24 protein-coding genes are annotated in these 21,557 nt (G+C 71.4%); 22 read left to right on the forward strand and 2 right to left on the reverse strand.

What is annotated here, in order from left to right; all coding sequences use genetic code 11:
* Positions 1 to 23: 23 nt before the first annotated feature.
* From ACGWYJ_RS27005 to ccsB, 5 genes are read left to right on the forward strand one after another with little or no spacing between them, the layout of a single operon-like run.
* Complete coding sequence (locus ACGWYJ_RS27005) at positions 24 to 662, forward strand: histidine phosphatase family protein (protein ID WP_395109127.1); 639 nt, start codon at positions 24 to 26, stop codon at positions 660 to 662.
* A gap of 46 nt (positions 663 to 708) precedes the next feature.
* The gene (locus tag ACGWYJ_RS27010) at positions 709 to 1,311 is read left to right on the forward strand and encodes a TlpA family protein disulfide reductase (protein WP_395109128.1); all 603 of its coding nucleotides are present in this window, start codon (positions 709 to 711) and stop codon (positions 1,309 to 1,311) included.
* The gene (locus ACGWYJ_RS27015; RefSeq protein WP_395109129.1) at positions 1,308 to 2,057 is read left to right on the forward strand and encodes a cytochrome c biogenesis CcdA family protein; all 750 of its coding nucleotides are present in this window, start codon (positions 1,308 to 1,310) and stop codon (positions 2,055 to 2,057) included. The genes ACGWYJ_RS27010 and ACGWYJ_RS27015 overlap by 4 nt, the downstream gene beginning before the upstream one ends.
* Positions 2,058 to 3,863 carry a cytochrome c biogenesis protein ResB gene (locus tag ACGWYJ_RS27020; protein ID WP_395109130.1) on the forward strand — a complete coding sequence of 602 codons (1,806 nt, stop codon included), beginning with the start codon at positions 2,058 to 2,060 and terminating at the stop codon, positions 3,861 to 3,863. It begins immediately after the preceding gene.
* A 5-nt stretch (positions 3,864 to 3,868) separates the two neighbouring features.
* A complete protein-coding gene (gene ccsB, locus ACGWYJ_RS27025) occupies positions 3,869 to 4,918 on the forward strand; it encodes a c-type cytochrome biogenesis protein CcsB (RefSeq protein ID WP_395109131.1) in 1,050 nt (349 codons plus the stop codon).
* A gap of 27 nt (positions 4,919 to 4,945) precedes the next feature.
* Here the strand turns inward: ccsB and ACGWYJ_RS27030 are convergent, their stop codons facing one another.
* Positions 4,946 to 5,266 carry a PLDc N-terminal domain-containing protein gene (locus ACGWYJ_RS27030; RefSeq protein WP_395109132.1) on the reverse strand — a complete coding sequence of 107 codons (321 nt, stop codon included), beginning with the start codon at positions 5,264 to 5,266 and terminating at the stop codon, positions 4,946 to 4,948.
* 116 nt (positions 5,267 to 5,382) lie between these two features.
* Between ACGWYJ_RS27030 and ACGWYJ_RS27035 the strand changes: the two genes are divergently transcribed.
* Positions 5,383 to 6,351 carry a hypothetical protein gene (locus tag ACGWYJ_RS27035; RefSeq protein WP_395109133.1) on the forward strand — a complete coding sequence of 323 codons (969 nt, stop codon included), beginning with the start codon at positions 5,383 to 5,385 and terminating at the stop codon, positions 6,349 to 6,351.
* 59 nt (positions 6,352 to 6,410) lie between these two features.
* Positions 6,411 to 6,683, forward strand: a complete 273-nt coding sequence (locus ACGWYJ_RS27040; RefSeq protein WP_395109135.1) for a hypothetical protein — start codon at positions 6,411 to 6,413, stop codon at positions 6,681 to 6,683.
* 108 nt (positions 6,684 to 6,791) lie between these two features.
* On the opposite strand, the gene ACGWYJ_RS27045 is transcribed toward ACGWYJ_RS27040, so the two are convergent.
* Complete coding sequence (locus ACGWYJ_RS27045; RefSeq protein WP_285697579.1) at positions 6,792 to 6,986, reverse strand: BldC family transcriptional regulator; 195 nt, start codon at positions 6,984 to 6,986, stop codon at positions 6,792 to 6,794.
* A 256-nt stretch (positions 6,987 to 7,242) separates the two neighbouring features.
* On the opposite strand from ACGWYJ_RS27045, the gene ACGWYJ_RS27050 reads away from it, so the two are divergent.
* From ACGWYJ_RS27050 to nuoK, 15 genes are all read left to right on the forward strand, one after another.
* The gene (locus tag ACGWYJ_RS27050; protein ID WP_395109136.1) at positions 7,243 to 8,202 is read left to right on the forward strand and encodes a threonine/serine dehydratase; all 960 of its coding nucleotides are present in this window, start codon (positions 7,243 to 7,245) and stop codon (positions 8,200 to 8,202) included.
* A 51-nt stretch (positions 8,203 to 8,253) separates the two neighbouring features.
* Positions 8,254 to 8,502, forward strand: coding sequence for a DUF4229 domain-containing protein (locus tag ACGWYJ_RS27055; RefSeq protein WP_395109137.1), 249 nt, complete (start codon positions 8,254 to 8,256; stop codon positions 8,500 to 8,502).
* Positions 8,503 to 8,511: 9 nt separating this feature from the next.
* Complete coding sequence (locus ACGWYJ_RS27060) at positions 8,512 to 9,231, forward strand: demethylmenaquinone methyltransferase (protein WP_395109138.1); 720 nt, start codon at positions 8,512 to 8,514, stop codon at positions 9,229 to 9,231.
* Between the two features lie 129 nt (positions 9,232 to 9,360).
* A complete protein-coding gene (locus ACGWYJ_RS27065) occupies positions 9,361 to 10,617 on the forward strand; it encodes a geranylgeranyl reductase family protein (protein WP_395109139.1) in 1,257 nt (418 codons plus the stop codon).
* A 29-nt stretch (positions 10,618 to 10,646) separates the two neighbouring features.
* Positions 10,647 to 11,006, forward strand: coding sequence for an NADH-quinone oxidoreductase subunit A (locus ACGWYJ_RS27070; RefSeq protein WP_395109140.1), 360 nt, complete (start codon positions 10,647 to 10,649; stop codon positions 11,004 to 11,006).
* A 99-nt stretch (positions 11,007 to 11,105) separates the two neighbouring features.
* The gene (locus ACGWYJ_RS27075) at positions 11,106 to 11,660 is read left to right on the forward strand and encodes a NuoB/complex I 20 kDa subunit family protein (RefSeq protein WP_395109141.1); all 555 of its coding nucleotides are present in this window, start codon (positions 11,106 to 11,108) and stop codon (positions 11,658 to 11,660) included.
* On the forward strand, positions 11,660 to 12,406 hold the full coding sequence (locus ACGWYJ_RS27080; RefSeq protein ID WP_395109142.1) for an NADH-quinone oxidoreductase subunit C: 747 nt from the start codon (positions 11,660 to 11,662) through the stop codon (positions 12,404 to 12,406). The genes ACGWYJ_RS27075 and ACGWYJ_RS27080 overlap by 1 nt, the downstream gene beginning before the upstream one ends.
* 70 nt (positions 12,407 to 12,476) lie before the next feature.
* Complete coding sequence (locus tag ACGWYJ_RS27085; RefSeq protein WP_395109144.1) at positions 12,477 to 13,826, forward strand: NADH-quinone oxidoreductase subunit D; 1,350 nt, start codon at positions 12,477 to 12,479, stop codon at positions 13,824 to 13,826.
* Entirely contained in the window at positions 13,823 to 14,623 is an 801-nt protein-coding gene (nuoE, locus tag ACGWYJ_RS27090) for an NADH-quinone oxidoreductase subunit NuoE (RefSeq protein ID WP_395109145.1), read from the forward strand. Before ACGWYJ_RS27085 ends, nuoE begins: the two co-directional genes overlap by 4 nt.
* On the forward strand, positions 14,620 to 15,921 hold the full coding sequence (gene nuoF, locus ACGWYJ_RS27095; protein WP_395109147.1) for an NADH-quinone oxidoreductase subunit NuoF: 1,302 nt from the start codon (positions 14,620 to 14,622) through the stop codon (positions 15,919 to 15,921). Before nuoE ends, nuoF begins: the two co-directional genes overlap by 4 nt.
* Before the next feature lie 44 nt (positions 15,922 to 15,965).
* A complete protein-coding gene (locus ACGWYJ_RS27100; protein WP_395109154.1) occupies positions 15,966 to 18,431 on the forward strand; it encodes an NADH-quinone oxidoreductase subunit G in 2,466 nt (821 codons plus the stop codon).
* Positions 18,428 to 19,801 (forward strand): NADH-quinone oxidoreductase subunit NuoH, encoded by a 1,374-nt coding sequence (gene nuoH, locus ACGWYJ_RS27105; protein ID WP_395109149.1) that lies wholly within the window; start codon positions 18,428 to 18,430, stop codon positions 19,799 to 19,801. Before ACGWYJ_RS27100 ends, nuoH begins: the two co-directional genes overlap by 4 nt.
* A complete protein-coding gene (gene nuoI / locus ACGWYJ_RS27110; RefSeq protein ID WP_285697604.1) occupies positions 19,788 to 20,333 on the forward strand; it encodes an NADH-quinone oxidoreductase subunit NuoI in 546 nt (181 codons plus the stop codon). The genes nuoH and nuoI overlap by 14 nt, the downstream gene beginning before the upstream one ends.
* The gene (locus tag ACGWYJ_RS27115; RefSeq protein WP_395109150.1) at positions 20,330 to 21,259 is read left to right on the forward strand and encodes an NADH-quinone oxidoreductase subunit J; all 930 of its coding nucleotides are present in this window, start codon (positions 20,330 to 20,332) and stop codon (positions 21,257 to 21,259) included. The genes nuoI and ACGWYJ_RS27115 overlap by 4 nt, the downstream gene beginning before the upstream one ends.
* Positions 21,256 to 21,555, forward strand: a complete 300-nt coding sequence (gene nuoK, locus ACGWYJ_RS27120; RefSeq protein ID WP_160821744.1) for an NADH-quinone oxidoreductase subunit NuoK — start codon at positions 21,256 to 21,258, stop codon at positions 21,553 to 21,555. The genes ACGWYJ_RS27115 and nuoK overlap by 4 nt, the downstream gene beginning before the upstream one ends.
* Positions 21,556 to 21,557 lie beyond the last annotated feature (2 nt).

Below are 21,557 nucleotides of genomic sequence, written 5' to 3' on the forward strand. Positions count from 1 at the left end.
AGCGCGGGTAATCTGGCCACGCCATGACTGACAAGACGATCGTTCACCTGCTGCGGCACGGTGAGGTGCATAATCCCGACGGCGTCCTGTACGGGCGGCTGCCCGGTTACCGCCTGAGCGAGGACGGGGTCCTCATGGCGAAGGCGGCGGCGCGGTGGTTCGCGGAGCGGGACGTCACCGCGATCTTCTCCTCGCCGATGCAGCGCGCCGTGGAGACGGCCGCGCCCATCGCCGAGGCGTTCGGCCTGACGGTGACGGTGGACGACGGCCTGCTGGAGGCCGACAACCACTTCGAGGGCATGACCTTCGGGGTGGGCAAGGGGTCGCTGCGCCGCCCCGAGCACTGGCGGTACCTGATCAACCCGTTCCGGCCGTCCTGGGGCGAGCCGTACAAGCAGATCGCCGCGCGGATGCGGGCGGCGGTGATCAGGGCCCGCGAGGCGGCGCGCGGCCACGAGGCGGTCTGCGTCAGTCACCAGTTGCCGATCTGGATCCTGCGCCTGCACGCCGAGCATCGGCGGCTCTGGCACCATCCGGTCAAGCGCGAATGCGGCCTGGCCAGCGTGACCAGCCTGTCGTTCGAGGGGACGCGGCTGGTGGAGGTGACCTACCGGGAGCCCGCCGCCGGCATCGCGAAGGGACCCAGTGTCGCGGGCGCCTGAGACGCCCGTTAGATTGTGTACTACGTCTTGTAGTAGGAGGGTCCCGTTGAGCCCCCGAGCGATCACCGTGCGCGCCGTGTCCGCCCTGCCGGCCGGCCTCGCGGCCTGCGCTCTGCTCGCCGGCTGCGCGGGCACCGGCGCGTCCGGGGACGGCACGGGCGGCGGCAACCGGTTCGTCGCGGGCGACGGCTCCGTCCAGGTGATCAAGGCGGCCGACCGCAAGGCCCCGGTGCGGGCCTCGGGCACCACCCTGGAGGGCGAGCGCTTCGCGCTGCCCGACGGCGATGACAAGGTCACCGTCGTCAACTTCTGGGCGTCGTGGTGCGCGCCGTGCCGCGGCGAGGCGCCCTCGCTGAAGCAGGTCCACGACGAGACGGTGAGCGAGGGGGAGGACGTCCGGTTCGTCGGGGTGGCGTTCAAGGACGCCAAGGCCAACGCGCTGGCCTTCGAGCGCACCTTCAAGATCACCTATCCGAGCCTGTTCGACGCCGACGGCGCCGTGACCCTCGCCTTCCGCGAGGTCCCGCCGAACGCGATCCCCACCACCCTCGTCCTCGACCGCCAGGGCCGGGTCGCGGCCCGTGTCATCGGCGCCACCACCTACTCCAAGCTGCGTCCCCTCGTCACGCAGATCCTCGAAGAACGATGACCGCCCTGGACACCACCGAGCTGGTGGCGGGCGGGTCGCTGCTGGTGGCGGGGCCGCTGGCGGCGCTGGCGGGCGTGGTGTCGTTCGTGTCGCCGTGCGTGCTGCCGCTGGTGCCCGGCTACCTGTCGTACGTGACCGGGATGAGCGGCGCCGACCTGGCCGAGCAGCGGCGGGGGCGGCTGCTGGCGGGGGCGGCGCTGTTCATCGCCGGGTTCACCGCCGTGTTCGTGACGGCCGGGGTGGCGTTCGGCGGGCTGGGACGGTGGTTGCTGGAGTACCAGGACCCCATCACCCGGGTGCTCGGCGCGGCCACCATCGTGTTCGGGCTGGCGTTCATGGGATTGGTCCCGGGCCTGCAACGGACGCTCAAGCCGGGACGGCTGCCGGCGGCCGGGATGGCGGGCGCGCCGCTGCTGGGCGTCCTGTTCGGGCTCGGCTGGACGCCCTGTATCGGGCCCACGCTGGCCGCGGTGCAGGCCCTGGCGTTCAGCGAGGCGAGCGCGGGCCGCGGGGCGCTATTGTCGCTGGCGTACTGCGCGGGCCTGGGCCTGCCGTTCGTGCTGACGGCGCTGGCGTACCGGCGGGCGCTCGGCGCGTTCGGCGCGGTGAAGCGGCGTTACGCGGTGGTGATGCGGGTCGGCGGGGGCATGCTCGTCGCGCTCGGCGTGCTGCTGGTGACCGGGCTGTGGGGCGATCTGACCATCGAGCTGAAGTCGTGGATCGGCGGCTTCGAGACGGTGATGTGAGTGGCGAAGACGACCACGCCTGACACCAGGGCCGAGACCGAGGCCGCCATCAAGGCCGGCACTGAGGCCGCCATGCAGGCCGACACGCAGGCCGGCACGGACTCCGACACGGAGGCCGCCGCGACGGGCGCGCCCGCCGAACGGCGCGCGCCCGGTGAGGCACCCGAGGCGACCAGGCCGCGCGGGTTCGGTCCCGCCGGGTGGCTGCGCTGGGGCTGGCGCCAGCTCACCACGATGCGGACGGCGCTGATCCTGCTGTTCCTGGTGGCGCTGGGCGCCGTCCCCGGTTCGGTGCTGCCGCAGCGCGGGCAGGCGCCGGAGAGGGTCGCCGAGTACTTCGAGAAGCACGCCACGCTGGCGCCCTGGTTCGACCGGCTGTCGCTGTTCGACGTGTTCGCCGCGCCCTGGTTCGCGGCGATCTACATCCTGCTGTTCGTGTCGCTGGCCGGCTGCGTGATCCCGCGGGCGTTCCAGCACTACAAGGCGATGCGCGCCCGTCCGCCCGCGGCGCCGCGCAACCTGCTGCGGCTGCCGCAGTCCGCGTCGTTCGAGACCGACGCCGAACCGGAGGCGGTGCTGGCGGAGGCGCGGAAGGTGCTGCGCAAGCGCCGGTTCCGGGTGGACGTGAGCGCGACCGCCCGAGCGCCCGGAGGGCGGTCACGCGACTCTTCCGGGGGGTCCGGGGGGTCGTCCCCCCGGATCGACAGCGGCGCGGTGTCCGCGGAGAAGGGGTACTTGGGCGAGACCGGCAACCTGGTCTTCCACCTGGCCCTGCTCGCGCTGCTGTTCGCGCTGGGAATGGGCAACGTGTTCGGCTACCGCGGCAACGTGGTGGTCACCGAGGGGAAGTCGTTCGCCAACGCCCTGTCGTACTACGACCAGTTCACGCCCGGACGGCGGTTCGACACCGACAGGCTGCCGCCGTTCTCCCTGACACTGGACGACTTCAAGGCCACGTACCAGACCCAGGGCGCGCAGCGCGGGCAGGCGACCGACTACCAGGCGAGGCTGCGGTTCCGGGAGACGCCCTCGTCCCCGGAGAAACCGTACAACCTGCGCGTCAACCATCCGCTCTCGGTGGGCGGTGCGAAGGTCTACCTGCTCAACCACGGGTACGCGCCCGTCTTCACCGTGCGGGACGCCAAGGGGAACATCGCCTTCCAGGACTCGGTGCCCTTCCTGCCGATGGAGCAGCGCAACTACACCTCCGAAGGTGTGGTGAAGGCCCCCGACGCCGAACCCGAGCAACTGGCCTTCTACGCCATCCTGTGGCCGACCGCCGTGGCCGACCAGAACGGCAAGCAGATCGTCTCAGGCTTCCCCGCGCCGCTACGCCCCGTGGTGACGATCTCCTCGTTCAAGGGCGACATCGGGCTGGACACGGGCAATCCCCAGTCGGTCTACAAGCTGGAGGGCATCGGCAGGACGCTGCACCCGGTGAAGGGCGGGCAGAAGCTGCTGGAACCCGGGGAGACCTTCACGCTCCCCGGCAACGCCGGATCGATCACCTTCGACGGGATGCGCGAGTGGGCCAGCCTGTCGGTCAACCACGACCCCGGGCGGGTGCCCGCGCTGGTCGCGGCCGTGCTGGCGATCGCGGCGATCGTGGCGTCGTTCATGGTGCGGCGCCGCCGGGTGTGGATCCGGGCACGGGCCGGTGAGGGCGGGCGTACCGTGGTCGAGGCCGGGGGGCTCACGCTCGGTAACCCGACTCCGGAGTTCGACGAGATCGTGGCCGCGCTGCGCGGCACCGTGGTCCGGGACGAGCGTCCCGAGCCGGACCCGGCGACCGAGACGAAGGAGTGACGAGGGTGGGTACTGCCGACCTGGCGAACCTGAGCGACAAGCTCATGCTGACGACCGTGGTGCTGTACATCGTCGCCATGGCCTCCTACGCCGCCGATCTGGGCTTCGGCCGTCGCCGTACGAAGGCGGAGGCGGCCTCGCCGGTCATGGAGGAGAAGGCCGAGGAGAAGGCCGAGGAGAAGGCCAAGGTCCTCGTCGGCGCGGGCACGTCCGGTACGGACGCCCCGGTCGCGGCCGTGAAGGCGGACGACGACGCGGCCTCCGCCTCGGATTCCGGCTCGAATTCCGGCTCCGCCGAGCTTGAGCGCACCCAGGTCGACTGGGCGCGGCTGGCGGTCGTCCTGAACGTGCTCGGGTGGGCCGCGCACCTCGGCACGATCGCGACCCGCGGGCTGGCCGCCGAGCGCTGGCCGTGGGGCAACATGTACGAGTTCCTCACCGCCATCGCGTTCGCGGCGGTGACGGCGTTCCTCGTCGTCCTGTGGCGTTTCCAGGCCCGGTTCCTCGGCGCGTTCGTCACCCTGGCCGCGGTCGTCGCGCTCGGGATCGCCAACATCTGGCTCTACAACTCGGTCGGCCCGCTCGTCCCGGCGCTCAACTCGTACTGGATCGCGATCCATGTGACGGCGGCCATCATCGCGACCGGGGCGTTCACGGTCGGCGGCGCGACGACGATCCTCTACCTGCTCAAGGCGCGCCAGGAAGCGCGGGCCGCGGCGGGCGGCGGGACGTTCCTGGACCGGCTGCCGGGCGCCGACGCGCTGGACCGGCTGTCCCTGCGGGTCACGATGTTCGCCTTCCCGATCTGGACGGCCGCCATCATCATGGGCGCCGTCTGGGCGGACGACGCGTGGGGCCGGTACTGGGGCTGGGACCCCAAGGAGATCTGGTCGTTCGTCACCTGGGTGGCGTACGCGGCGTACCTGCACGCCCGCGCCACGGCCGGGTGGAAGGGACGCCGGGCCGCGGTCCTGTCGCTGATCGCCTTCGCCGCGCTGCTGTTCAACTTCTTCGGCGTGAACTACATGTTCTCCGGGCTGCACTCCTACGCGTAGCTCCGGGCGCCCGAGCCCCGTGCCGGGTCACTCTTCGCCGCGCAGCCTTCGTTCGAGGTCGCGCAGGAACGCCGGATCGTCCTCCGGGCCCCTGGGCGGCTCGGCGGCGCTCTCCGGCACCCCCGCGGGCAGGCTCGCCGACCCGCTCGGCCGCCCCGGCGGCACAGGCACCTTCGCCCGGCCGACGGCCAGCCACAGCACCGCGCCCGGGAGCAGCCCGAGCAGCACGATGAGCAGCCAGCCGACCTTGGGCAGGTGCAGTACCTCGGACTCGTCCGTGGTGAGCACGTCGAAGAGTCCGAAGAGCCACACTCCGATCAGGATCAGCGAGAGCAGCACATACACCATGCAATGAGCGTAGACCGTGACTGAGGGGGATGACGCCGAGTCGGGTCTGCCCTTACCCTGCCTCGGGGGCCCTGACGCTGTTGTTGAGTCCGGGGGCCCGCTTGCAGAGGAGCCCGATGCGCTTCAAAGGCATCCACCGTAGGCACCGGGAGACGAGGGACGTGTCGTACGCCCCCTCGTCCCCCGACTCACGGCAGCGTGTGCGGTGGCGCCCCGAACGGTTCCGGCTGCGGCCTCGCGGCGACCATCCACGCGACCGACTGGGGCGTTTCCGCCGGGTGCGGCGCGACGAGGCACGCGGTCCGGGTCCCGACGCGGCGCCGTACGGGATGGCGGACGTCGTCCCGGACGTGGCGCGCGACCGTCCCGGGCACTGGACGGGAGGCGCGGGTCCGGACGGCCCGCCGCGTTACTCCTGGAAGGACTTCGAGCTCGACGACGCACCGCCGCCGCGCGCCGAGCCGCGCCCGCCGGGCTCGCCGTACGTGGCGGACGGCCGCCGGCACTGTGGCGTCCTGGAGAGCATTCTGTACCGCCAGTGGGACGCCCGGACGGGCCCGCCGCCGCCCGAGGTGGTGCGGGCCGTCGACAGCCTCGCCGCGCTGCCCGACACCCTGAAGGTGAAGCTCGCCGGCGGGCTGGAGGGCATCTATGTCGGGCCGGGCGGCGTCCCGCAGCTCGACGACATGGCGCACCTGCGCGACCGGCCGCTGCCCTCGGGACGGGGGACCTGGGACATCTGCGCCGGCGCCTACGGCGACGGGAAGATCATCGTGGGGGACCGGCCGTCGCCCACGCCGGACGTGATGATGCACGAGGTCGGGCACGCGCTCGACGACATCGACGGCGGGGACGGCTGGCGGTCCGACAGCGAGGAGTTCCGGCGGCTGTACGAGCGGTGCCTGCCCCATCTGGCGGCCGAGTTCCACCGGCAGCCCGACGCGCTGGGCCGCCGCGAGTTCTTCGCCGACGCGTTCGCCGCGATCTCCGCCCGGCAGCGGCCCGCCCTGGTCGATATGCTCGCGGGCAACATCCGGATGGCCCTGGATGTCATGCTGTTCTTCAACCGCAGGTACGGAATCTGATGCGCGTCCCCCGCACCTCCGCGCCGTCCGGCGACGACCAGCACCGAAGGTGATCGACGATGTATGTGATCCGGCTACCCGACGGAACGCTCCGGGTGCCCCACAGCGTCCTCACCGGCTCCGCGAAGGGGACGCGGGAGCCGGGCGAGGGTCCCGGGGTCATCGCGCAGGGCTACGTCGAGATCGGCCCCGGCGATCCGGACTACGACCGGCTGCTGCCCGAGTCCATCACCGAGCAGGAGATGGAGGACAGGCGCCGCGCCTGGCGGGACGGCGACGCCGACCTGCTCCGAGCGTTCGAGGAGTACAAGGCCGACATCGAAGGCGGCTGAGGGCGGCGACCCGAGTGCGGTACCTGGAGGCGGTCGCGGTGGTCGGCGGCGCGAGGGTTCGGGGGTACTCCCGTCGCGCGCCCGGGGACGGCCTGCCGTCCGGTCGCCTCAGCGAACCTCGACGGGCTCGTCGCCGCGCAGGAGCGCGTGCACCTCGGACTCGCGGAAGCGGCGGTGGCCTCCGGGCGTGCGGATGCTGCTGATCCGGCCCGCCGCTGCCCAGCGCGTGACCGTTTTCGGATCGACCCGGAAGAGGGCGGCGACCTCTCCGGGGGTCAGCAGGCGCTCGCTGGTGCTCTCCACGTTTTCTCTCCCCCTTTGTCCCGCTCTCGGTGCGGGTGGACTGTTTCATAGTGTGGCGGCTCTAGACCGATTTCTCCCTTGTTTTCGGAAAACATCACGCTGAGTAATTCGCTGAGCAGGCGAGATCACGGGAAGTACATGCTTCATCGCTCACAACCGTCCCGTGGAGCGCAGCAGGCCCGTGCCGTCCCTCCCGGCGGGGGCCTTCGCGGGACCGTTTGACCAGGGCGGTCACCGTCGGCATAGGCTCCCGGTCATGTCCGATCTTGTCTCCCTGGCGGAGATCGAAGAGGCGGCCGGACGGCTGCCGGGAGTGGTGGTCCGCACCCCGCTCGTGCCGTTCCCGTTGTCGGATCCGGCGCTGCTGGTCAAGGCGGAGTCGCTGCAGCCGATCGGCGCGTTCAAGGTGCGCGGCGCCTACGCGACGATCGCCGGGTTGCCGGAGGACGTGCGAAAGCGCGGCGTGGTGACGCATTCCAGCGGCAACCACGCTCAGGCGGTGGCGTTCACGGCGCGCGCCCTCGGCATCCGGGCGGTTCTGGTCGTCCCGAACACCGCTCCGCAGGTGAAGGTCGACGCGTGCGTCGCGCTGGGCGCCGAGGTCCTGTACGTGGAGCCGACGATGGAGGCGCGGGAGACCACGGCCGCGCGGCTGGCCGAGGCGCACGGGCTCACGCTCGTCCCGCCGTACGACGACCGGCGGATCGTCGCGGGCCAGGGAACGGCCGGCCTGGAGATCGTGCAGGACCGCCCGGACGTGGACGTGGTGCTCGTGCCGATCGGCGGGGGCGGGCTGATCTCCGGTGTCGCGGCGGCGGTGAAGCGGCTGCGTCCCGAGGCCAAGGTCATCGGGGTGGAGCCCCAGCTGGCGGCCGACGCGCGGGCGTCGCTGCTGGCCGGGCGCCCGGTGTCCTGGACGGCCGCGCAGACGGCCCGGACCAGCGCGGACGCCCTGCGCGCCCAGCGGGTGGGCGACATCCCGTTCGCGCACATCCGGGCCTTCGTGGACGACATCGTCACGGTGAGCGAGGAGGAGATCCGGCTGACGGTGAGGAGGCTGGCCCGCGAGGCGCGCCTGATCGCCGAGCCCGGGGGCGCGGTCGCCACGGCCGCCTATCTCTACCGCGGGGACGAGCTGCCCTCGGCCCGCACCTATGTCTCCGTTCTGTCCGGTGGCAACGTCGACCCCGCCTACCTCGCCGAAGCCATCGCGTAGGACCGCACCCGGATCCGGGCTCCGCACATCGCGGGATAGCCTGGAAGCGTCATGCGTTCGGTACTCCTTTACACTGCCGCCCGGTTCGCGATCTTCCTGGCCGCGGCGGCCGTTCTGGCGTTGCTGGGGGCCCGCGGCCTCTTGCTGCTGGCGCTGGCGGTGTTGGTCAGTGGCATCGTGAGCTACGTCCTGCTGTCGGAGCAGCGCGACGCGATGTCCTCCGCGCTGGTGCGCGGAGTGAAGGAGCAGCGCCGCAGACTGGAGAGGGCGCGCGCCAAAGAGGATGGCGGGACGCCCTAGGCTGACCTCATGACCCGGGCCTCTCTCGACAAGCGACCGGCCGATGTGGCGGCGATGTTCGACCGCACCGCCGAACGCTACGACCTGCTCAACACCCTGATGACGGGTGGGAGGGACCGGAGCTGGCGGCGGGCCGTCGTGCGCGCCGTGGACGCGCGTCCGGGCGAGCGGATCCTGGACCTGGCCGCCGGTACGGGGACCTCCTCGGTGCCCTTCGCCGAGGCGGGCGCGCTCACCGTGGCCTGTGACTTCTCGCTCGGCATGCTGCGCGTCGGGGTGAAGCGGAACGGGGGCGTCGACGGGCTCGGCTTCGTGGCCGGGGACGCGCTGCGCCTGCCGTTCGCGGACGGCGCGTTCGACGCGGTGACGATCTCCTTCGGGCTCCGGAACGTGGCCGACACCGAGGCGGCGCTGCGGGAGCTGCGGCGGGTCACCCGTCCCGGCGGGCGGCTGCTGGTGTGTGAGGTGAGTCACCCGCCCAACGCGGTGCTGCGTTTCGGTCACCGCCTGCACCTGAGATTCGGTCTGCCCGCACTGGCCCGGGTCAGCTCGAATCCCGACTCGTACCACTATCTTGCCGAGTCGACGCTGGCCTGGCCCGACCAGGCCGCGTTGTCCCGGCTCATCCAGGCCGCGGGCTGGGACGCGGTGCGGTGGCGCGACCTCACCTTCGGGGTCGCCGCCCTGCACCACGCCACCAATCCGGGCCCCGGCGCCACCGGTCCGTAGCCAGAGTCCTTTTCGGACCGGTCCAAAATCGAGGTGGTCCAGAGGTATCCAGGAACCGCCCCAAAGGAATAGACTCCCCCCGGATCCTTGTGAAGTGCTTCACAAGCGAACGAGCGAAGAAGGACCGTTGTGACCGACTCCACCCGGCAGGCAGACGCGATCGTCGTGGGGGCCGGACCCGCCGGGGCGTCCACCGCCTACTGGCTGGCCCAGTCAGGGCTGGATGTCGCGCTGCTGGAGAAGGCCACCTTCCCGCGCGACAAGATCTGCGGTGACGGGCTGACCCCCCGCGCCGTCCGCGCGCTGATCGGCATGGGCGTCGATCTGGACGCCCCCGGCTGGACCCGTAACAAGGGTCTGCGCATCTACGGCGCCGGTGTCAAGATCGAGCTGCCCTGGCCCGAGCTGGCGAGCTTCCCCGACTTCGGCCTGGTCCGTACCAGGACCAGCCTCGACCAGCTCCTCGCCGAGCACGCGGCGAAGGCGGGCGCCCGGCTGATCCAGGGCTGCAACGTCACCGGCCCGGTCCTGGACGAGCGCACCGACCGCATCATCGGCGTCAAGGCCGTCCACGAGGGCGAGGAGGTGGAGTTCCGCGCGCCGCTCGTGGTGGCCGCCGACGGCAACTCCACCCGCCTGTCCCTGGCCATGGGCCTGCGCCGGCGTGAGGACCGCCCCATGGGCGTGGCCGTCCGCCGCTACTACCGCACCCCGCGCCACGACGACGAGTACATGGAGGCGTGGCTCGAACTGTGGGACGGGCGGCGCCTGCTCCCCGGGTACGGCTGGATCTTCCCGGTCGGCGACGGCACGTCCAACGTCGGGGTCGGCCTGCTGAACACCAGCAAGGCGTTCCAGAACATCAACTACCGGAACATGCTCAGGGACTGGACCGCCCAGATGCCCGAGGAGTGGCGGATGGACGAGGACCACGCCACCGGGCCGATCCGCGGCGCGGGGCTGCCCATGGGCTTCAACCGCCAGCCGCACTACACCCGGGGCATGCTCCTGGCCGGTGACGCCGGCGGCATGATCAACCCGTTCAACGGCGAGGGCATCGACTACGCGCTGGAGTCCGGGCGGCTGGCCGCCGAGATCATGGTGCAGGCCCTGGCCCGCAGCACCCCCGCGCAGCGGGAGCGGACGCTGTACGAGTACCCGCGCATCCTCAAGGAGGAGCACGGCGGCTACTTCACGCTCGCCCGGCTGTTCGTGCAGGCCATCGGCGACCCGCGGGTGATGAAGTTCCTGACCGCGCACGGCCTGCCGCATCCCACGCTGATGCGCTTCACGCTCAAGCTGCTGGCCAACCTCACCGACCGGCGCGGCGGGGACGCGATGGACCGTGTCATCAACGCGATGCAGAAGGTGGCGCCGGCGGCATGACGGTGGTTTGCGAGGAGGGGCGGTAGAGCGTGGATCTCTACGTACCGATCATTGTGCTGGGGGCGCTGGCGTTCGCCTTCGCGGCCTTCTCCGTGGCGATGGCCGCGCTCACCGGGCCCAAACGGTGGAACCGGGCGCGGCTCGACGCCTACGAGTGCGGCATCGAGCCGACCCCGCAGCCGGTGGGCGGCGGGCGCTTCCCGATCAAGTACTACCTGACGGCGATGCTGTTCATCGTCTTCGACATCGAGATCATCTTCCTGTACCCCTGGGCGGTCGCGTTCAACCGGATGGGGATCTTCGCCCTGGTGGAGATGATCTTGTTCATCGTCGCCGTGCTGGTGGCGTACGCCTACATCTGGCGGCGCGGCGGTCTGGAGTGGGATTGATGAGCGAGGTGCGGACGCGCGGCGCGTGCCCGTCCGAGAAGCCCGCCACGAGGCGAGCGCGCGCCGGACGGCGCGCCGGAGCGGAACGGGGGTAGAGCGATGGGTCTTGAGGAGAAGCTCCCGAGCGGCTTCCTGCTGACGACGGTCGAGCAGCTCGCGGGCTGGGCGCGCAAGAGCTCGGTCTGGCCCGCCACCTTCGGGCTGGCCTGCTGCGCGATCGAGATGATGGCGACCGGCGACCCGCGGCACGACTTCTCCCGATGGGGGATGGAACGCGCCTCGGCCACGCCCCGGCAGGCCGACCTGATGATCGTCGCCGGCCGGGTGAGCCAGAAGATGGCGCCGGTGCTGCGGCAGATCTACGACCAGATGACCGAGCCCAAGTGGGTCATCGCGATGGGCGTGTGCGCGTCGTCCGGCGGCATGTTCAACAACTACGCGATCGTGCAGGGCGTGGACCACATCGTCCCGGTCGACATCTACCTGCCGGGCTGCCCGCCGCGGCCCGAGATGCTGCTGGACGCGATCCTGAAGCTGCACGACAAGATCCAGAACACCAAGCTCGGCGCGCAGCGCAAGCGGCAGATCGAGGAGCTGGAAGAGGCCAAGCGCCGCAGGCTCCCGCTGCTGGGCCAGCCGATGGGGGGTGTGTGATGAGCTCGCGGCATCCCGAGCAGCGGGCGGAGCAGGCGGCGGACCAGCTGCCCGCGCACTCCCAGGAGGAGCGCCAGGAGCAGCCGATCGCCCGCATGGGCATGTTCGGAGCGAAGACGACCGGCGACACCTCCGGGTACGGGCGCCTGGTCGTCCGGCAGACCCCCAAGGTGTCCACGCCCCGCCCGTACGGCGGGCCCGGGGGCGCCGCGGAGCCGGGCGAGTTCGACGCGGTCGCCGACCGGCTGGAGCAGGCGCTGCCCGAGTTCGGGGACGCGATCGAGCGGGTCGTGGTCGACCGCGGTGAGATGACCTTCTACGTGCGGCGCGAGCACCTGAAGGCGGTCGCGCGCACGATGCGGGACGACCCCGAGCTGCGGTTCGAGCTGTGCAGCGGCGTGTCGGGCGTCCACTTCCCCTCGGACACGGGCGCCGAGCTGCACGCGGTCTACCACCTGCTGTCGATCACCCATAACCGGCGCGTGCGGCTGGAGGTCACCTGCCCCGACGCCGACCCGCACATCCCGTCGATCGTGGACGTGTACCCGACCGGCGACTGGCACGAGCGCGAGACCTACGACTTCTTCGGGATCGTGTTCGACGGGCATCCGGCGCTGACCCGCATCGAGATGCCCGACGACTGGGTCGGCCACCCGCAGCGCAAGGACTACCCCCTCGGCGGCATCCCCGTCGAGTACCGAGGAGCGGAGATCCCGCCACCGGACGAACGGCGGTCGTACGTATGAGCGAGCTGGACCAGAGGGACATGGGAAGGCGGCGCCCCGGTGCGCCTTGGAGGCGAGCGGGGTACGCGGTATGAGTCCCTCGACGAAGTACACCGAATATGACGCCTACGCCGCCGGGGAGGCGGCCGAGGGCAAGGTCTTCGACGTCTCCGGGCAGGACTGGGACCAGGTCGTGGCCGGCGCCGGGGACCTCGGCGACGAGCGGCTGGTCGTCAACATGGGGCCGCAGCACCCGTCCACGCACGGCGTGCTGCGGCTCATCCTGACGCTGGACGGCGAGACGGTGACCGAGGCGCGGGTCGTCATCGGCTACCTGCACACCGGCATCGAGAAGAACATGGAGTACCGGACCTGGACCCAGGGCACCACGTTCTGCACCCGGATGGACTACCTGGCGCCGATCTTCAACGAGACGGCGTACTGCCTGGGCGTGGAGCGGCTGCTGGGCATCGAGGACCGGGTGCCGGAACGGGCCCAGATCATCCGGGTGATGATGATGGAGCTCAACCGGATCTCCTCGCACCTGGTCGCGATCGCCACGTTCGGCCTCGAACTCGGCGCCACCACGGTCATGCTCAACGGGTTCATCGAGCGCGAGTACACCCTCGACCTGTTCGAGGAGATCACCGGGCTACGGATGAACATGGCCTACGTCCGTCCCGGCGGAGTGGCGCAGGACCTGCCGAGCGGGGCGCTCAGCAAGATCCGCGACTATCTGGACCGGATGCCCAAGCGCATCCAGGCGCTGCGCAAGCTGATGGACGCCAACCCCGTCTACCTGGCGCGGACGAAGGACATCGCCTACCTCGACCTGACCGGCTGCATGTCGCTGGGCGTCACCGGCCCGGTGCTGCGCGCGACCGGGCTGCCGTGGGACCTGCGCAAGTCCCAGCCGTACTGCGGCTACGAGACCTACGACTTCGAGATCGCCACCGAGAGGACCTGCGACGTCTACGGGCGCTACCTGGTCCGGATGAAGGAGATGGAGGAGTCCCTGAAGATCGTCGAGCAGTGCGTGGAGCGGCTGCAGTCGGTCAAGGGGCCGGTGATGATCGAGGACAAGAAGATCGGCTGGCCGGCGCAGCTGGCGATCGGCGCGGACGGCATGGGCAACTCGCCCAAGCACATCGCGCACATCATGGGCACCTCGATGGAGGCCCTGATCCACCACTTCAAGCTGGTGACCGAGGGTTTCCGGGTGCCGGCCGGGCAGGCGTACGTGCCGATCGAGTCGCCCCGCGGCGAGCTGGGCGCGCACGTGGTCAGCGAGGGCGGCACGCGGCCGTACCGGGTGCACTTCCGCGACCCGTCGTTCACCAACCTGCAGGCCGTCCCGGCGATGTGCGAGGGCGGCATGGTGGCCGACGTGATCGCGGCGGTGGCCAGCATCGATCCGGTGATGGGGGGTGTGGACCGATGACGGAGGCCGCGGCGGAGTCCTACGACCCGGAGGTGCGGGAGCGGCTCGAACGGGACGCCAAGGAGATCATCGCCCGCTATCCCCGGCCGCGCTCGGCGCTGCTGCCGCTGCTGCACCTCGTCCAGTCCGAGGACGGGTACGTGACGCAGCGCGGCATCGAGTTCTGCGCCGAACAGCTCGGCATCACGGCCGCGCAGGTGACCGGTGTCGCCACCTTCTACACGATGTACAAGCGGGCGCCGGTCGGCGAGTACCACGTGGGCGTCTGCATCAACACGCTGTGCGCGATCATGGGCGGCGACCAGATCTGGGAGGAGCTGTCGGAGCATCTGGGCGTCGGCCACGACGAGGCCACCCCCGACGGCCGGGTCAGCCTTGAGCGCATCGAGTGCAACGCGGCCTGCGACTTCGCGCCGGTGATGACGGTGAACTGGGAGTTCTTCGACAACATGACTCCCGAGAAGGCCAAGGCGCTGGTGGACGACCTGCGCCAGGGCAGGCAGGTGGCCCCCACCCGCGGACCGGGCGGGCTGTGCTCGTGGAAGGAGGCGTCCCGCGTCCTGGCCGGGTTCCCGGACGGGCGGGCGCACGAGGGCGTCCAGGCCGGGCCGCGGTCGCTGAGCGGCCTGGAGGTGGCGCGGCGGCGCGGCTGGGCGGCGCCTCCCGCCGACGTCGAGCGCGAGCGCCCGCACGAGCCCGTCCGGCCGAGCGAGATCACCGACCCGCCGCCGAACGAGCCCGGCAAGCCGATCGGCGGACCGGTCAAGCCCGGCTCGCAGGAGGACCGCAACCAATGACCACCCTCACCCCGATCCTCACCAAGAACTGGGACCAGTCCGACTCGTTCACGCGCGAGGCGTACGAGCGGGAGGGCGGGTACCGGGCGCTGCGCACCGCGTTCGGGATGGACCCGGACGCGATCGTGCAGGCGGTCAAGGACTCCGGGCTGCGCGGCCGCGGCGGCGCGGGCTTCCCGACCGGGATGAAGTGGGGGTTCCTGCCGCCCAGCAGCCCGAACCCGCGGTACCTGGTGGTGAACGCGGACGAGTCCGAGCCGGGCACCTGCAAGGACATCCCGCTGATGATGGCCAACCCGCACGTGCTGGTCGAGGGTGTGATCATCAGCTCGTACGCCATCCGGTCCAACCACGCGTTCATCTACGTGCGCGGCGAGGTGCTGCACGTGATCCGCCGGTTGCAGCAGGCGGTCGCCGAGGCGTACGAGGCGGGTTACCTCGGCAAGGACATCCTCGGCTCCGGCTACGACCTCGACCTGGTCGTGCACACCGGCGCCGGCGCCTACATCTGCGGCGAGGAGACGGCGCTGCTGGACTCCCTGGAGGGCTTCCGAGGCCAGCCCAGGCTCAAGCCCCCCTTCCCCGCGGTCGCGGGCCTGTACGGCGGTCCCACCGTCATCAACAACGTCGAGTCGATCGCCTCGGTTCCCTCGATCGTGGCCAACGGCCCCGAGTGGTTCGCCTCGATGGGCACCGAGAAGTCCAAGGGCTTCGGCATCTTCTCGCTGTCCGGGCACGTGACCAGGCCGGGCCAGTACGAGGCGCCGCTGGGGATCACGCTGCGCGAGCTGCTGGACATGGCGGGCGGCGTGCGCGAGGGCCACCGGCTGAAGTTCTGGACGCCGGGCGGCTCGTCCACCCCGATCTTCACCGACCAGCACCTGGACGTGCCGCTCGACTTCGAGTCGGTGGGCGCCGCCGGGTCCATGCTGGGCACCAGGGCGCTGCAGATCTTCGACGAGACGACCTGCGTGGTGCGGGCCGTGCTGCGCTGGTCGGAGTTCTACGCGCACGAGTCGTGCGGCAAGTGCACGCCGTGCCGCGAGGGAACGTACTGGTACAAGCAGATGCTCAAGCGGCTGGAGGCCGGGCAGGGCGAGGAGAAGGACCTGGAGACCCTGCTGGACCTGTCGGACAACATCCTGGGCCGGTCGTTCTGCGCGCTGGGGGACGGCGCGACCAGCCCGGTGGTCTCCTCCATCAAGCTGTTCCGCGACGAGTACCTCCAGCACTTCGAGCAGGGCGGCTGTCCGTTCGACCCGGCCGCCTCCACCCTCTGGGGAGGTGCGACCAAGTGACCGTCACCAAGGACGACGCCGGTCCCGTCGAGAAGCGCGAGGACATGGTCCCGGTCACCATCGACGGGTTCGAGATCGAGGTGCCCAAGGGCACGCTGATCATCCGGGCGGCCGAGCTGCTGGGCCTCCAGATCCCGCGGTTCTGCGACCACCCGCTGCTGGACCCGGTCGGCGCCTGCCGGCAGTGCCTGGTGGAGATCCCGGACGCGGGCAACGGGCGGGGCATGCCCAAGCCGCAGGCGTCCTGCACCACCGCGGTGATGCCGGGGATGGTCGTCAAGACCCAGCTGACCTCGCCGGTGGCCGACAAGGCGCAGCACGGCGTGATGGAGCTGCTGCTCATCAACCACCCGCTGGACTGCCCGGTCTGCGACAAGGGCGGCGAGTGCCCGCTGCAGAACCAGGCGATGTCCAACGGGCGCGGCGAGACGCGGTTCACCGAGACCAAGCGGACCTTCCCCAAGCCGCTCGCGCTGTCCAGCCAGGTGCTGCTGGACCGGGAACGCTGCATCCAGTGCGCCCGCTGCACCCGGTTCTCCGACCAGATCGCCGGGGACGCGTTCATCGACCTGTTCGAGCGGGGCGCCAAGGAGCAGGTCGGGGCGGCCTCCGACAGGCCGTTCCAGTCCTACTTCTCCGGCAACACCGTCCAGATCTGCCCGGTGGGCGCGCTGACCGGCGCCGCGTACCGATTCAGGTCCCGGCCGTTCGACCTGGTGTCGGCGCCCAGCGTGTGCGAGCACTGCGCGTCGGGCTGCTCGATGCGCACCGACCATCGGCGCGGCAGGATCACCCGGCGGCTCGCCGGTGACGACCCGCAGGTGAACGAGGAGTGGAACTGCGACAAGGGCCGGTGGGCGTTCACCTACGCCACCCAGCCCGACCGCCTCACCCACCCGCTCGTCCGGAACGAGGACGGGGTGCTGGAGCCCGCGTCCTGGCCGGAGGCGCTCACCGTCGCCGCCGAGGGACTGGCCCGTGCCCGAGGCAACGCGGGCGTGCTGCCCGGCGGGCGGCTCACCCTTGAGGACGCCTACGCGTACGCCAAGTTCGCCCGGGTCGCGCTCGGCACCAACGACATCGACTACCGGGCCCGCGCGCACTCGCGCGAGGAGGCCGAGTTCCTGGCCAGCGCCGTCGCCGGGCACCCGATCGAGGTGACCTACTCCGACCTGGAGAAGGCCCCGGCCGTGCTGCTGGCGGGGTTCGAGCCCGAGGAGGAGTCGCCGATCGTCTTCCTGCGGCTGCGCAAGGCGTACCGCAAGTCCGGGCTCAGGGTCTTCTCGGTCGCGCCGTTCGCGTCCCGCGGGCTGCGGAAGATGGGCGGCACGCTGCTGCGCTCCCTGCCGGGCGCGGAGGCCGACGTGCTCGGCTCGCTGGTCGCCGGCTGGCCGAGTGCCCAGAGGGCAGTCGGCGGGTCTGTTGCCGGGGGGTCGTCCCCCCAGGACGGGGCCGGCGACCGGAACGCCGACGCGCGCGGCGCGCTGGAGGCGGACGGCGCGGTGATCCTGGTCGGGGAGCGACTGGCGAGCAGCCCCGGCGCGCTGTCGAGCGTGCACCGGCTGGCGCAGGTCACCGGCGCCCGGGTGGCGTGGGTGCCGCGCAGGGCCGGCGAGCGCGGCGCGGTCGAGGCGGGCGCGCTGCCCGGCCTGCTGCCGATCGGGCGCCCGGTCACCGACCCGCAGGCGCGCGCCGAGGTCGCCCGCGCCTGGAACGTCGCCGACCTCCCCGCGTCCCCCGGACGGGACGGCGCGGGCATCATCGCCGCCGCGGCGTCCGGTGAGCTGGGCGCGCTGCTGGTCGGCGGCGTCGACCCCTACGACATGCCCGACCCCGCCGCCGTCCTGGCCGCGCTGGAGGCCACCCCGTTCGTGGTGAGCCTGGAGCAGCGGGTCAGCGCGGTCACCGACCGGGCCGACGTGGTGCTGCCGGTCGCGGCCGTCGCGGAGAAGTCCGGGACGTTCGTCGACTGGGAGGGCCGCGGCCGCCCGTTCGACACCGTCCTGAAGTCCACCGGCAGGCTGTCCGACCTGCGGGTGCTGGACGCCCTGGCGGGGGAGATGGACGTCCACCTGGCGCTGCCGGACCCGCAGGCCGCCAAGCGCGAGATGGCCGCGCTGGGCGTGTACAAGGGCGAGCGGCCCGCCGCGCCGAGCGTCACGCCGGGCACGCAGCCGCAGCCGGAGAGGGGCGAGGCGCTGCTGGCCACCTGGCGGCTGCTGCTCGACAAGGGCCGGATGCAGGACGGCGAGCCGTACCTGGCGGGCACCGCCAAGGCCGCGGTCGCCCGGCTGGCGCCCGCCACCGCCGCCGAGATCGGCGTCGCCGAGGGCGGCACGGTCACCGTCGCGGCCGGGCGCGGCGAGGTCACGCTCCCGCTGGAGATCACGCCCGACCTGCCCGCCAGGGTGGTCTGGGTGCCGGTCAACTCCGCCGGCTGCGCCCTCTACCGCGACCTCGGCGTGGACGCGGGAAGCCTGGTCACGATCTCTGCCGGAGGCGCGTCATGAGCACGTCGGTGTCGTCCGCAATCGCGGCCCCGCCGCCGCCCACGCTGGAGGACTTCGGGCGCGACCCGTGGTGGCTGATCGGCGGCAAGGTGGTGGCGATCTTCGTCTTCCTCGTCGTCACCGTGCTGATGACGATGTGGATCGAGCGCCGTGTCATCGGCCGCATGCAGTTGCGCGTCGGCCCCAACAGGGCCGGTCCGTTCGGCCTGCTCCAGGGCCTCGCGGACGGGATCAAGCTGGCGCTGAAGGAGGACATCGTCCCGCGCCAGGTCGACAAGGTCGTGTTCGTGCTGGCCCCGATCATGTCGGCGGTCCCGGCGTTCATCTCCTTCGTCATCATCCCGTTCGGCCCGACGGTGTCGGTGTTCGGCCACCACACCGCGTTGCAGGGCACCGACCTGCCGGTCGCGGTGCTGCTGGTGCTGGCGATGTCGTCGATGGGCGTGTACGGGATCGTGCTGGCCGGCTGGTCGTCGATGTCGCCGTACTCGCTGCTGGGCGGGCTGCGCTCGTCCGCGCAGGTGATCTCGTACGAGATCGCGATGGGCCTGTCGTTCGTCGCGGTGTTCCTGTACGCCGGGACGATGTCCACCTCGGGGATCGTCAACGCGCAGACCGACCGCTGGTTCGTCCTCCTGTTGCTGCCCTCGTTCCTGGTGTACGTGGTCACGATGATGGGCGAGTCCAACCGGATCCCCTTCGACCTGCCCGAGGGCGAGGGCGAGCTGGTGGGCGGGTTCCACACCGAGTACTCGTCGCTGAAGTTCGCGATGTTCTTCCTGGCCGAGTACATCAACCTGACCACGCTGTCGGCCCTGGCCACCACGCTGTTCCTGGGCGGCTGGCGTGCCCCGGCGCCGATCTCCACGTTCTGGGAGGGCGCCAACGCCGGCTGGTGGCCGGTGCTGTGGTTCCTGATCAAGACGGGGCTGTTCATCTTCTTCTTCATCTGGCTGCGCGGCTCGCTGCCGCGGGTGCGCTACGACCAGCTGATGCGGCTCGGCTGGAAGGTGCTGATGCCGTTCTCGCTCGGCTGGATCCTGCTGGTCGCCACCATCCGCGCGCTGCGCAACGAGGGCTACGACATGCAGGAGATCGTGCTGTACTCGGCCATCGCGGCGGGCGTCGTGCTGGCCGCCACCCTCCTGTGGGAGGTGCTGCGCGGCGGTGGCGGCGAGGAACGCGAGGCCGCCGCCCAGGGCGCGGCGGGCGGCCCGGGGGAGACCGGCGCGACCGCGGCGGGCGGGTTCCCGGTGCCGCCGATGGACGCCCCCCACTACCACGGCCGCGGCGCCGGCACGTCCCGGCAGGGCCCGGCGGCCACCACGAGCACGACCACGCGTGAGGAGGTCGGAAGTGGGAGTCACTGACTTCCTGAACCCGGTCAAGGGGTTCGGGGTCTCGTTCCACCAGATGTTCATGAAGAGCGAGACCGTCCAGTATCCCGAGGTGAAGAAGCCGACCGCGCCGCGCTTCCACGGACGCCACCAGCTCAACCGGTGGCCGGACGGGCTGGAGAAGTGCGTCGGCTGCGAGCTGTGCGCCTGGGCGTGCCCGGCCGACGCCATCTACGTGGAGGGCGCGGACAACTCCGAGGAGGAGCGCTACTCCCCAGGCGAGCGGTACGGCCGCGTCTACCAGATCAACTACCTGCGCTGCATCCTGTGCGGGCTGTGCATCGAGGCGTGCCCCACCCGGGCGCTGACGATGACCAACGAGTACGAGCTGGCCGACGACAGCCGCGAAAGCCTGATCTACACCAAGGACATGCTGCTGGCGCCGCTGCGCGAGGGCATGGAGGCGCCGCCGCACGCGATGCGCCTCGGCGAGACCGAGGAGGACTACTACCGCCTCGGCCTGCAGCCGGAGACCGCCCCGTCCGAAGGCGGTGAGGGCAAGTGAGCCCGGGACAGACCGTCGTGGCGCAGGTCGCCGACGCCCAGCCGGGAGAGCCGTTCTTCTTCTGGGTGCTGGCGGTCGCGTCGGTCGCCGCCGCGCTCGGCATGATCTTCATGCGGCGGGCGGTGCACTCCGCGCTGCTGCTGGCGACGGTGATGCTGTCGCTGGCCGCGCTGTACGCGATCCAGGACGCGCCGTTCCTGGCGTTCGTCCAGGTGATCGTCTACACCGGCGCGGTGCTGATGCTCTTCCTGTTCGTGCTGATGCTCGTCGGGGTGAGCTCCACCGACTCGCTGGTGGAGACGATCCGCGGGCAGCGGCTGTGGGCCGGGATCGCGGCGCTGGGCTTCCTGGTCCTGCTGGGCGTCGGCTTCGGCGACGCGGCGCTGGGCGACTCGGCCGGACTGCGCGAGGCCAACGCCGACGGCAACGTGGTCGCGCTGGCCCGGCTGCTGTTCGGCAAGTACGTGTTCGCGTTCGAGGCCACCAGCGCCCTGCTGATCACCGCGGCGCTGGGCGCGATGGTGCTGGCGCACCGCGAGCGGCTCAAGCCCAAGCCCACGCAGAAGGACCTGGCGCGGCGCCGGTTCGCGTCCGGCGCCCACCCGGGCCCGCTGCCCGGCCCCGGCACCTACGCCCGGCACAATGCGGTCGACATGCCCGCGCTGCTGCCGGACGGCTCGGTGTCGGAACTGTCCGTCAACCCCGTCATCGCGGCCCGTACCGACACCATCGAGCGGCACGCCGACCTGTACGGCGCGACCGAGGAGCGCGCGGTGGAGGAGGACGTCGCCGCGGTGCGCGCGGTGACCGAGGAGTCCAAGCAGGCCGACGCCGAAGGCCGGGTCGTGAAGGCCGGGACGCCGGTGGCCGGCGACCGCGGCGGCGCCGGCCCCTCCGACGGCTCAGAAGGCGAGGCTGGTCAATGAGTCCGGGGCACTACCTGGCGCTCTCGGCGATCCTGTTCACCATCGGCGCCGTCGGCGTGCTGGTGCGGCGCAACGCGATCGTCGTGTTCATGTGCGTCGAGCTGATGCTGAACGCGACCAACCTGGCGTTCGTCTCGTTCGCCCGGATGCACGGCAACCTGGACGGGCAGATCATCGCCTTCTTCGTGATGGTGGTGGCGGCGGCCGAGGTCGTGGTGGGTCTGGCGATCATCATGACCATCTTCCGAACACGCAGGTCGTCGTCGGTGGACGACGCGAACCTGCTTAAGTACTGATG

This window comes from Actinomadura sp. SCN-SB, from assembly GCF_043906805.1.
In the GTDB taxonomy this organism is placed as follows: domain Bacteria; phylum Actinomycetota; class Actinomycetes; order Streptosporangiales; family Streptosporangiaceae; genus Spirillospora.